Below are 11342 nucleotides of genomic sequence, written 5' to 3'. Positions count from 1 at the left end.
GCAAATTTGGGGATGTTTAAATCAACCTCAGTCCGTAGGCGTCAGCTTGCCGCGCGGGCGGGGTGCAGGGCGGGGTTGGGGACGCGGGCGCGGAGTGGGACGCGACACCGCCTGTTCTACCTCAACCCATTCCTCGGTCACCACTTCGCGGCAAGTGCGGCAATCGTCGCCGCGGCGATGTCCTCGCCGCGAGCTGGCCGCCACCGGCACCATCACTACCTGTTGCGCCTGCGCGAATTCGCCTCCGCCCAACTCGTGGCGGCGCAGATAGGCGTCGCAATAGCGCGCGGCCCAGATCTCGTTGCGGCTGAGTTCGCCGTCCCCGTCGCCATCGAGCACCGAGCCGATTGCTGCTCCGGCCAGTCCGCCAAGCCCCGCGCCGACCACCGTGCCCAACAGCCGGTCGCCATCGGCAATCCGGTTGCCCGCGACGCCGCCGAGCACCGCACCAAGCAAGCCGCCAATCAGCCTGCCGTCCTCATCGCGCTCGTCCTCATAATATCCGCCACCGTCGGCCATGAGGTACTGGCAATCCATCAGCCACTGGTCCCGCTCGGCAGCGGAATAGGCAAGGCGCGGGCCTTCATCACGGTGATGCCTGCCTCGATGGCGCCGATGATGGCTATCACGATCATGGCGTCCGTCGCGATATCCCCACGTGTCGTAATCACCATACCCGGTCCATTCCCCGCGATAATCGACACCGGTGGTGCGACCCTCATCATCAGTATAGGTGCCATCCCATTCGCCGCGCCAGCTTTCGTCTTGCGTCCATTCGCCCTGCCATTCGCCGTCATATTCGCCTTGATGCACTTCCAGCGGCGGCAGTGGATCGGCGACGCCATGATAGCGATCGTCCTGCGCGGCAGCAGGAACCGACGCTGCGAGCACGGCGGAGCCGGCGAGCAGAAGGGCAGAGCGGATCGACATCGGGGTGATTTCCCTCATACAGAGCGGGCGGACGCCCATTAACTCCATATTTACCAAGCAAAGGCGCGGAAAACCAAGCGGGCCGATATTGCTGTCCCGTTACGGGGCAAAGATCGCGCTAGATGCGGCTGGCAAGCAGTGCCGCAAGGGCCTCGATCCCGGTGCGATCCTCGGCATCGAAACGGGCGAGGGTGGGGCTGTCCAGGTCGATCACTGCGATGACCTTGCCATCGCGCAGTACCGGCACGACCAGTTCGGAACGGCTACGCGCGTCGCAGGCGATATGGCCTGGGAAAGCATGGACATCCTCCACCAGCTGGGTCTCCCCGCTCACCGCAGCCGCGCCGCAGACGCCCACACCGAGCGGGATGCGGATGCAGGCGGGGCGGCCTGCGAAGGGGCCGAGCACCAGTTCGCCATCGACCATCCTGTAGAACCCGGTCCAGTTGCAGTCCTGCAGGAAGTCGCCAAGCAGCGCCGCGACATTGGCCATATTGGCCACGGCGTCGGGTTCACCCGCCGTCAACGCATCGGCCGCCTCAAGCAGCGCGGCGTAGAGTTCGGTTTTGGGCGCATCGGCACCCGGGGCAAAGTCGTACATCGCCCAAGACTTAGTGCGCGAATGGATTGCCGCAAGGCTTGCCCTCGCTTATCGTCATGCCATGCGCACTCTCAAGAAGATCCTTATCGCCCTGCTGGTCCTGCTGGTTGTTGGCGGAGCCATTCTGTGGTGGCTGACTCGCCCCGTTCCCTCGCAATATACCCTCGAGGAAACCAGCGGCACCGATCCGGTACTGGCCGAGCCGGACGAACAGCTTATTCCGACCGTCAGCATCGCCAAGCCGATCGGCTGGGGTGAGGATGGTGCGCCGACACCCGCCGAGGGGCTGGAAGTCAACCGCTTCGCCGAAGGGCTGGAGCATCCGCGGGTGATCTACACACTTCCCAACGGCGATGTGCTGGTTACACTTACCAACGCACCCGAACGCCCACTGGCAGGCGGCTGGCTGACCAATCTTGTTGCCGGGTTCCTGTTCGCCGAAGCCGGTGCGGCGGTGCCTTCGCCCAACCAACTGGTGCTGCTGCGCGATGCCGATGAAGACGGTCGCGCCGAAGAGCAACACGTGCTCCGTGAGGCCGATCTCGATTCGCCTTCCGGAATCGCCTGGTTCGACGACAATCTCTATATTGCCAATCACAATGAGGTGTTGCGCTTCGACTATGCGCTGGGCGGCAATGCCGTCACCGCGGAACCAGAAAAGATCGTCGACCTGCCCGCAGCGGGCAACCACTGGATGCGCAACATAATTCTCTCGGAAGACGGCACCCGGCTCTATGTTGCGGTAGGCTCTGCATCCAACATCGGCGAAAGCGGGATGGAGATTGAGGAAGGCCGCGCAGCGATCCACGAAATCAATCTCGAAACCGGCTCGATGCGGCTGTTCGGCGCGGGACTGCGCAATCCCAACGGCATGGCGTGGAACCCGTGGACCGGCGAGCTGTGGACCACGGTGAACGAACGCGACATGCTCGGAAGCGATCTGGTGCCCGATTACATGTCCAACGTGCCGATCGGGGCGCACTACGGTTGGCCCTGGGTCTACTACGGCGATGTTCTGGACGAGCGGGTCGAAGCGCCGATGCCGCGCTTCCTCACCGAATATACGCGGGAACCCGAATATGCGCTGGGTGCCCACGCGGCAGCGCTGGGGCTCGTGTTCACCGAGGAAGGTTCGCGGTTAGGCAGCGCGTTCGGCCAGGGGGCCTTCGTGGCCCGCCATGGATCGTGGAATCGCTTTCCGGCGGCGGGTTATGATGTGGTCTTCGTGGAATTCGACGCGCGCGGGAATCCGGTGGGGCTGCCGCGCAATGTGCTGCAAAGCTTCCTGACCGGCGATGGCGAGACCTTCGGCCGCCCGACGTGGGTCGAATGGGATCGCACCGGGGCGCTGCTGGTGAGCGACGATACCGGCAATATCATCTGGCGGGTGACTGCTCCGGGTGCTGATGGTGCAGCAGCGATCCAGCGGAACGCCGGCGAGCGCCTCCCGCCGCGCAGGCAATTGCAGGGCGACCCCGCCCGGGCTTTCGAGGAAGGCGCCATTTCGCCGCAGGATATCATGTAGTCCTGCATGCGGGCGCGGCGGTCAGAGTCGCTGCCCCGCGCGGCCTGCAAGATCGGTGATGTAATGCCAGGCAATCCGGCCTGATCGTGCGCCGCGCCGCTTGGCCCACTCCAACGCCTCGTGCTCGTCGAGCGCGAGCCCATATTCCCCGGCATAGCCGCGCAGCATGGCGAGATAGTCGTCCTGGCTGGCGTTGTGGAAGCCGAGCGAGAGGCCGAAGCGGTCCGCCAATGCCAGATTGTCGTCCACCGCATCTCGCGGGTTGATCGGATCGTCCTGCTCGGCCGCGTTACGCGGTAGAATAGCGCGACGGTTGGAGGTGACTGCCAGCCTTACATTGGCCGGTCGTGCTTCCACCCCACCGTCGAGCCATGAGCGCAAATGGCGCGGGGTGGCATCGTCGCTCTCGGCAAAGCCCAGATCGTCAATAAAGACGAGGAAATTGCGTTCGATTCCATTGAGTTGGCCGAACAGCGCGGGGAGTGACGCCACGGCGTCCGTTCCCACCTGGACCAGTGCGATGCTTCGGCCTGCCGTCTGCGCTGAGGAGACAGCGGAGCGCAGCAGTGCCGACTTGCCCATCCCGCGCGCGCCCCACAGCAGCATGTCATGCGCCGCTGCGCCCGCCGCCAGCCGCGTGACATTCTGCACGACGCTGGCCTTCTGCCGATCGATCCCGCGCAGCAGGTCCAGCGCGGGGGCTTCGATTTGCGGTACGGCGCGCACACCTTCTCCCGTCCAGACATAGGCGGGAGCAGCGAGCCAGTCCGGCTGTTGCTGGTGCTCAGGTGCGAGTGATTCGAGCGCAGCGGCAATCCGTGCGAGCAGTTGGGCTTGGTCTTCCATCGATGCTGTCATTATAGGCAGCCGCTATGAGCGGCAAGGAACCTCGAATTCTGGCACCCGACGCGGAAGGCGTGGCTGAAGCGGCGGCATTGCTCCGCGCGGGGCAACTCGTGGCGATCCCGACCGAGACGGTTTACGGCCTCGCCGCGCGCGCGGACTCTGCCGAAGCTGTGGCGCGTATCTATCGTGCCAAGGGGCGGCCGGAGTTCAATCCGCTGATCGTCCATGTGGGCTCGCTGGAAATGGCGCAAAGGCTGGCGCAATTCGGTCAGCGCGCCCTCGATCTGGCGGATCGCTACTGGCCCGGCCCGCTCACGCTGGTGCTTCCGGCGCGCGCCGATGGCGGGATTGCCCGGGCAGTCACAGCCGGCCTGCCGACCATCGCCCTGCGCCAGCCTGCGCATCCGGTGGCTGCTCGCATACTCGCTGAGACCGGCGTGCCGCTCGCCGCGCCTTCGGCCAATCGCAGTTACGCCGTCAGCCCGACCAGACCCGCGCATGTGCTGGCCTCCTTCGGTGCCGATTCGCCGCCGGTGGTGGACGGCGGACCGTGCACCGAAGGGCTGGAATCCACGATTGTGGCGTTGCGTCCCGGTGGCGGCTGGCAAATGCTGCGCCCCGGCCCAGTGTCACATGAGGAACTCGGCTTGCTGCTCGGCCCGGAGGAAAAGTCGCGCGGCGCGACTGTCGAAGCGCCGGGACAACTGGCGAAGCACTATTCGCCGGGCAAGCCGGTGATCCTAGATTGCGGGGAACCATTGCCGGATAGTTTCGTCATCGGTTTCGGGGCCGTGACCGGTGATGTGAATCTTTCGGCGGATGGAGATCTCGCCGAAGCGGCGGCGCGTCTCTATGACTGCCTGCACCAGGCGGCTGCATCACCGTGTCCGATAATCTGCGTCGCCCCCATCCCGCACTACGGCATGGGCGATGCGATCAACGATCGCTTGCGTCGCGCTGAGGCCTCTTAATCGGGTTCAACCGGCTCCACAGGAATCGAAGGCAGCAGTTCATCCATTTCCTGCCGGATGGCGACCGCACGGCGGCAGGCTTCATTATCGCCGCCAACGCATTCATCCTCCGCTTCCTCGTAATCGCCCTGCAATTCGCCGAGTCGTTCCTCGCGTTGGCGGATTTCCCGGCCTCGGGCACGGTCCTGCTCATCCTGGCTGGTGGTGGCCCAGTCGGCGGCCTGAACCGCCCCGCGGACCGGCAGGGTTGCGACATCGACCAGCGTCTTGGCAACGCAGCCGCCAAGGGCGAATATGAGCGCCGGTGCAAGCAGGACAGCGGAACGCGGCATGGCAACCTCATGCGATAAGGGGCCGGCGGAACAATCCGCCAACCCCTTTCATGAACCCGCGCGCCTGAGCGGGCAATGAATTTAGGCGGGCCCTCCTTCGCTCGCCGCGTCGCCCGCAGGCCCCGCCGGTTCACAGATCAAGCTGCCCGAACCGACCGAATTGATCGTGCACTCAGCCGATCCGCGCACCCGCACCGTTCCCGATCCGGCGACATTGGCTTCGACGGTTCCATCCGAAGCAAAGGTGGCATTGCCGGAGCCGCCGATATTCACTTCAGCATCTCCGACCTGCAATTCGGCCATATCCGCCGTCCCGCTGCCGCCGATAGTCAGATTCATCCTCTCTGCGGCCCCCGAAGCGCGCACACGGCCACTGCCGCCGAGCACCACCTCGAGTCTGTCGCCATCGATTCCGCTGGCCACCACCTCGCCCGATCCGCCCACGATAAGTTCGGCATCGCTCGCGAGCCCGTCAGTGGTCACGCGTCCTGATCCGCCGATGGCAATGCTGTCCGGTGCGGGCATCGTGATGATGACCGTTGCCACATCGCTGTCGCCCCAGTCTCCCGATTCGCGGCCGATGGCGAGAGTGTGTTCGTCGAGCACGAAGCGCATGCGCTCGGTTGCGGCTGCACTGCCTTCGACAGCGACGGAAAATGTATCGCCGGTGGTGATTACCACGGAGTCCGGCCCGCCCAGCGCCAAGCCGGCAGGCGGGCCGCCTCCCAAGTCGAGCTCCTCGAGTGGAACGCCTTCCGCGCCACCGAAATTGACATTCATGCCATCGCAGCCCGAGAGGCCAATGGCTGCTGCAAGCGCCATTACGGGACCGAGTTTGCCAAAGACCGAGCCTATTCGCATCGAATTCTCCTCCTGTGTATTGTAGGAATAATACACAGACGCTGGAGTTTCAGCAAAGTCGCTGGTCGAGCCGGATTCGGAGTTCGCAGAACCCCGAAGCCCATGAAAAAGGGCCGCTCACACCCCGGTGAACGGCCCTTTTCGGTCAGTTACGGTGGTCAGAACGACTGGGTCAGGCGTCCTCTGCCGTATCGTAATACTGCGGCGCGTGCTCTTTCAGCACGTCGAGAATCTTGTTGAGCGCCGCCGGCTCGTCGGTCTTTTCCATCGCGGCCAGTTCACGCGCAAGGCGGCTGGAAGCGGCTTCGAAGATCTGCCGTTCGGAATAGCTCTGCTCGGGCTGGTCTTCGGGACGGAACAGGTCACGCGTCACCTCGGCAATCGAGACGAGATCGCCCGAATTGATCTTGGCTTCGTATTCCTGCGCGCGGCGGCTCCACATGGTCCGCTTGACGCGCGGCTTGCCCTTCAGCGTTTCCATCGCTTCCTTCAGCGTCTTGTCGCTGGAAAGCTTGCGCATCCCGATGGCTTCGACCTTGTTGGTCGGTACGCGGAGCGTCATCCGCTCCTTTTCGAAACGCAGCACATACAATTCGAGCTGCATTCCGGCAATTTCTTCATTCTGCAGTTCGATCACACGGCCAACGCCGTGCTTGGGATAAACAACGTAATCGCCGACTTCAAAGGCGGTCGCATTCGCGGCCATAGACAGTCCTTTCAATGGGCAGATCGCCGCATGTCACAATACAGGAATAACCTTCCGCTGGCAGGCAGCAGAACGCAATTCCAGGATGGTGGTGGATGCGGAAACCTGCCTTTCTATCCGCCTGTCGCCCGACCCGGAGCGAACAGTTGGGCAAGTATATAACATACTGGGGACACAATTTCTACCCGCGAAACACCAAGCTCGTGTCGGAGCACTAGCGCCCGCGTACTGCGGCAATTTCGGCTCCGAACAGCACTGCATAGGCGGAAAGGTAGAGCCAGGTAAGCAGGACGACAACCGCGCCGAGCGAGCCGTAAGTCGCATTATAATTACCGAAGTTCGCAACGTAATACCCGAACAGGGCTGTAAGCGCCATGATCGCGACAGAGGACACGATGGCACCGGGCAGGACCTGCCGCCAGCCGGGCTGCATCGCCGGTGGAGACCTGCGGTAAAGGAACGCGATGCCCGCCGTGCCTGCCGCACCGAGGATAAGGTAGCTCGCCAATTGGCCGATGAAGCGACCCAACCCGGATAGCTCGGGCAAGATCCCGGCCAGGGCTGCGGTTGCTGCCAGCGCGAGGACCACAAGGCCCATGCCCAGGAGGCCCGCGAGCGTGATCGCCAGCGCGAAGAGGTTTGCGCGCACGAAGCTGCGTTGTCCCTCGTCCTCGTACGCCATGGCGATGGCCGTTACTGCCGAAGCCGCCGCGTTGCGCGCGCCGAAAAGGGCGAGGGCGAGGGCGAGGAGAAGGCCAAGCCCCTTCGTGCTGCCCGACGTTTCGACCACGGCTTCCAGTTGCCCGCCGATCAGTTCGGCAGCAGAGGCGGGCAGGCTTTGCGCCAAATCGGCGATATGCTGCGCCACCAGTTCGGGGTCGGCCACCAGCCCGTAGCCCAGCACTGCCGCGGCCAGCAGGGGGACGATCGCGAGGAAAACGTAGTAGGAAATCCCCGCTGCCAGAATCGAGATATTGTCACGCCCGCCCGCAGTCCAGGCGCGTTTCAGATCATCGGTAAAGCCCATGGCCTGCCAACGCGGCAGGAGGCCAAGGGTTCAAAAATTTCTCGAATTACCTATCGCAAGCGGGAAGCTCAGTCGCCTTCACCCGGCGCTTCGGAGAAATAGGCTTCGAACTTCCCTTCTTCGCCCTTGTGCTCGTCGGCGTCGGCAGGCGGTTCTTTCTTCTCGGTAATGTTCGGCCATTCGGCGGAGAACTTCGTGTTCAGTTCCAGCCACTTTTCCAGCCCGCCTTCGGTATCGGGCAGAATCGCCTCGGCGGGGCATTCGGGCTCGCAGACGCCGCAGTCGATACATTCGCTGGGGTTGATGACGAGCATGTTCTCGCCTTCATAGAAGCAATCCACCGGGCAGACCTCGACGCAATCGGTATATTTGCATTTGATGCAGGCGTCGGTGACGACATAGGTCATGGCGGCGAAAGTCCCTTCTGTTGGTCTGCTGGTCCTATGGCGAATGGATTGCCAGCGTCAAGTTCCCGATAATGCAACCGCGCTTCGCTGGCGGGGCCACGCCGTTCGGGGAGCATATCTACGGCAATCACTTTGACGCTCTGGCCCATCGGCAGAGTGAGCACATCACCGGCGGCCACCGTCAAGCCACTGCGCGTGACCCGCGCGCCGTTGCAGCGCATATGCCCCTCGGCGATCCAGCGCTGCGCCACCGAGCGGCTTTTGGCGAAGCGCAGGCGGCACAGCAGCAGGTCGATCCGCATTGTCGGGGCGAGACCTCAGCGCTTGAACAGGTCGGCCAATCCGGCCAGCGCCTTGCCGGTCGCGGGCCGGTACGCGGGCGGGCGAGGATCGCGCGGTTCGCGACGCTCGGGCGGCGGTCCTCGCCGTTCTCCGCCCTGCGGCTTGGCATCACTTTGCGACTTGCCTTTGCCGTGGGGTTTCCGGTCGCCGCGAGGCTGCCTCGGCTTTTCGCCGGTGGATTGCTCCCCACGGGGCTTGTCGGTCTTCGGTCTTTCCCTGCGCGGCGGGCGAGCAGGGCGTGCCTGGGCGCTGTCCTTGCGCGGGGCGCGCCAGGTCCACGGTAGCGGGCGCGGCGGGCCGTAGACGCCTTCGGGCATTTCCTCCGCCTGCCCGGGACGGAAGCCAGCGTCCTTCATCAGGCTGCGGAAAGAGTCCGGCGACAGGCCCATGCTGGTCGGCAGAGCCAGATCGACCGGGAAGCCCTTCGCGCCTGTGTCCCGCGCCGATTTCGCGCGGCTTTCGTGCGCAGCGCGGAACAGTCGCTCGGCCATGTCGAGCCGGATCGCCTGGGTCCCAGCGCGGCGGTAGCCTGCGTGCGGGCGCTCGCTGGCTTCGATCACCGCGACCATCCCCGGCTGCACATCGCGCCGGTCCAGCGCCAGCGCGTGCAGCAACAGGCGCGGCGCGGGCTTGAGCAGCGCGGGCACGTAGACGTCGAGCGAGCCGATCGAGACGCCGAGCTTGCGCAGGAACGGGCGTTTTTCTTTGGGCACATGCGCCAGACCAGCATCCTCGCGCTTCACGGTGCCGTTGCGCGCCACAAGGGTGAGTAGCAGCGCGCGCACTTCGCTCCCGGCTTCGGGATCCTCCGCCGCCTCTTCCAGGGCCTTCAGCGGGGCGAGCGGGGCCAATTGCGCTTCGAGCCAGACCGCCAAGGCTTCGGTCATCCGCGCCAGCGCCGCCGGATCGAGCTGGCCCAGTTCCTTTGCCATCACGATTCGCGGCGCAGTAACGCTCTTGCCCTTTTCCAGCGTGGCGACTTTCTGCTCGCCGCGCATGACTGCGCCATCGGCAATCGTCAGTTCGCCCAGCGCATCGGCGATCAGGCTGTTGGCCTTGATCGCGAGCAGCGCGGGCATGTGCTTTTCCGCCGCCGCCAGCATCAGCTTGCGGTCTTCCTGGCTGGCATCGGCATCGACCACGAAGCGGAATCCCTCGAGATGGCCGATCGCCTGGCCTTCGACCGTCACCCGGCCATCCTGTTCCAAATTCACGCGCAAGAGCCCGGCATCCTTTCCCATTCCCTTCATCAATACAGCGGTTCGCCGATTGACGAAACGTTCGGTCAGCTTCTGGTGCAGCGCATCGGACAACCGCGCCTCTGCCGCGCGGGCGCGGGCGGCCATTTCGTCGCGCGCCAGCACCCAGTCGGGCCGCTGGCAGATATAGGCCCAGCTGCGAATCGCCAAGAGCCGCCCTTGCAATGTGTCGATATCGCCTGAAGTGTTGCCAAGTTCTGCCACCCGCGCGGAAACATAATCCGCGCCGATATGGCCGTGGCGCATGTCCTCCCACAATCGCGCGACGAAGCGGGCATGGTTGTCTGCGCCCAATTGGCGGAAATCGGGCAACTGGCAGACTTCCCAGAAGCGCTGCACCTGCCCCGGTGTCGTGACGCCATCGACGATCTCTGGCTGCTCGGCCAGCCGCTTGAGCACCGTAAGATCGATGGCTTCGGGGGCCGGCACCAGTCCGTCCCGCTGCGGTCTTGCTTCCAGATCGGCTACCAGCCGCTCCAGCGAGTCGAAGCGTGGAGCGGGATTGCGCCAGAACAGGTGGGTGAGCGGAGCGAAGCGGTGCTGCTCGATCGCATAGACCTCTTCCTCGGTGAACTCGAGCGGTGCGCCCCCGCGCCCTGCACCCGATACCGTGCCGAAAGTGCCATCGGTCTGGTGCCGCCCCGCGCGCCCGGCGATTTGCGCCATTTCCGCCGGAGTCAGCCGCCGCTGGCGCACTCCGTCGAACTTCGACAGCCCGGCGAAGGCCACGTGATGGACATCGAGATTGAGCCCCATGCCGATGGCATCGGTAGCGACGATGTAATCGACCTCGCCCGACTGGAACAGTTCAACCTGCCGGTTGCGCGTCTGCGGACTGAGCGCCCCCATCACCACCGCCGCCCCGCCGCGGAAACGGCGCAGCAATTCGGCGACCTGGTACACCTGCTCCACCGAGAAGGCGACGATGGCGCTGCGCGGCGGCAGGCGTGAGAGTTTGCAGGCCCCGGCGTGGCTGAGCGTGGAGAAGCGCGGTCTCCCTTCGATCTGCGCGCGCGGCAGCAGCTTGCGCACCATCGGTTCGAGCGTGGCGGAGCCGAGCAGCATCGTCTCATCCCGCCCGCGCGCGTGCAGCAGCCGGTCGGTGAAGATGTGCCCGCGCTCGCGGCCGGCGGCGAGTTGCGCTTCGTCCAGCGCGACGAATGCACGCCCGCCCCCATCTGGCGGCATGGCCTCGGCGGTGCAGAGAAAATAGCGTGCGTTCGGCGGCTCGATCCGCTCCTCGCCGGTAATCAGTGCGCAGGCCGCCTCGCCCTTGATCGCGCAGACCTTGTCATAGACTTCGCGCGCCAGCAGCCGCAGCGGAAAGCCGATCGCGCCGGAGGCATGGCCACACATCCGCTCGATGGCGAGATGGGTCTTGCCGGTGTTCGTCGGGCCAAGCACGGCGCGGACATTCCTGTCCGAGGGAGAGCTGTCGGGGGAAGACTGGATCACGATAGCTGATTCATGGGGCTTCACCGCCCCATGCGCAACTGTATGCGACTGCGCGGAGGGATTCGCTGGCGGTTCCCGCA

The 11342-nt window shown here is 64.7% G+C and carries 12 protein-coding genes; 2 read left to right on the top strand and 10 right to left on the bottom strand.

Features of this window, described 5'->3' with window-relative positions; all coding sequences use genetic code 11:
* Positions 1–27 precede the first annotated feature (27 nt).
* Both JY451_06355 and JY451_06350 read right to left on the bottom strand, forming a co-directional pair.
* The gene (locus JY451_06355) at positions 28–969 is read right to left on the bottom strand and encodes a glycine zipper 2TM domain-containing protein (GenBank protein QZH76167.1); all 942 of its coding nucleotides are present in this window, start codon (positions 967–969) and stop codon (positions 28–30) included.
* A gap of 79 nt (positions 970–1048) precedes the next feature.
* The gene (locus JY451_06350; protein ID QZH76166.1) at positions 1049–1531 is read right to left on the bottom strand and encodes a GAF domain-containing protein; all 483 of its coding nucleotides are present in this window, start codon (positions 1529–1531) and stop codon (positions 1049–1051) included.
* Between the two features lie 61 nt (positions 1532–1592).
* On the opposite strand from JY451_06350, the gene JY451_06345 reads away from it, so the two are divergent.
* A complete protein-coding gene (locus tag JY451_06345) occupies positions 1593–3056 on the top strand; it encodes a sorbosone dehydrogenase family protein (GenBank protein QZH76165.1) in 1464 nt (487 codons plus the stop codon).
* 21 nt (positions 3057–3077) lie between these two features.
* On the opposite strand, the gene JY451_06340 is transcribed toward JY451_06345, so the two are convergent.
* Positions 3078–3902, bottom strand: a complete 825-nt coding sequence (locus JY451_06340) for an ATP-binding protein (GenBank protein QZH76164.1) — start codon at positions 3900–3902, stop codon at positions 3078–3080.
* A gap of 26 nt (positions 3903–3928) precedes the next feature.
* On the opposite strand from JY451_06340, the gene JY451_06335 reads away from it, so the two are divergent.
* The gene (locus JY451_06335) at positions 3929–4873 is read left to right on the top strand and encodes a threonylcarbamoyl-AMP synthase (GenBank protein ID QZH76163.1); all 945 of its coding nucleotides are present in this window, start codon (positions 3929–3931) and stop codon (positions 4871–4873) included.
* On the opposite strand, the gene JY451_06330 is transcribed toward JY451_06335, so the two are convergent.
* From JY451_06330 to JY451_06300, 7 genes are all read right to left on the bottom strand, one after another.
* Positions 4870–5205, bottom strand: a complete 336-nt coding sequence (locus JY451_06330) for a hypothetical protein (GenBank protein QZH76162.1) — start codon at positions 5203–5205, stop codon at positions 4870–4872. The two genes, JY451_06335 and JY451_06330, sit on opposite strands and share 4 nt — an antisense overlap.
* Positions 5206–5286: 81 nt before the next feature.
* Positions 5287–5985 (bottom strand): DUF2807 domain-containing protein, encoded by a 699-nt coding sequence (locus JY451_06325; GenBank protein ID QZH76161.1) that lies wholly within the window; start codon positions 5983–5985, stop codon positions 5287–5289.
* 253 nt (positions 5986–6238) lie between these two features.
* On the bottom strand, positions 6239–6772 hold the full coding sequence (locus tag JY451_06320; protein QZH76160.1) for a CarD family transcriptional regulator: 534 nt from the start codon (positions 6770–6772) through the stop codon (positions 6239–6241).
* 214 nt (positions 6773–6986) lie between these two features.
* The gene (locus tag JY451_06315; protein ID QZH76159.1) at positions 6987–7799 is read right to left on the bottom strand and encodes a YihY/virulence factor BrkB family protein; all 813 of its coding nucleotides are present in this window, start codon (positions 7797–7799) and stop codon (positions 6987–6989) included.
* Positions 7800–7867: 68 nt separating this feature from the next.
* Positions 7868–8206: a ferredoxin family protein gene (locus JY451_06310; GenBank protein QZH76158.1), complete on the bottom strand. Its 339-nt coding sequence runs from the start codon at positions 8204–8206 to the stop codon at positions 7868–7870.
* Positions 8203–8508: an RNA-binding S4 domain-containing protein gene (locus JY451_06305; protein QZH76157.1), complete on the bottom strand. Its 306-nt coding sequence runs from the start codon at positions 8506–8508 to the stop codon at positions 8203–8205. Before JY451_06305 ends, JY451_06310 begins: the two co-directional genes overlap by 4 nt.
* Positions 8509–8523: 15 nt before the next feature.
* A complete protein-coding gene (locus JY451_06300; protein ID QZH76607.1) occupies positions 8524–11163 on the bottom strand; it encodes a helicase in 2640 nt (879 codons plus the stop codon).
* Positions 11164–11342 lie beyond the last annotated feature (179 nt).

It is taken from the genome of Erythrobacter sp. (assembly GCA_019739335.1).
Lineage (GTDB): Bacteria > Pseudomonadota > Alphaproteobacteria > Sphingomonadales > Sphingomonadaceae > Alteraurantiacibacter.
The sequence above is the reverse complement of the archived record's forward strand: the minus strand, read 5'-3'. Positions and strand labels throughout refer to the sequence as shown.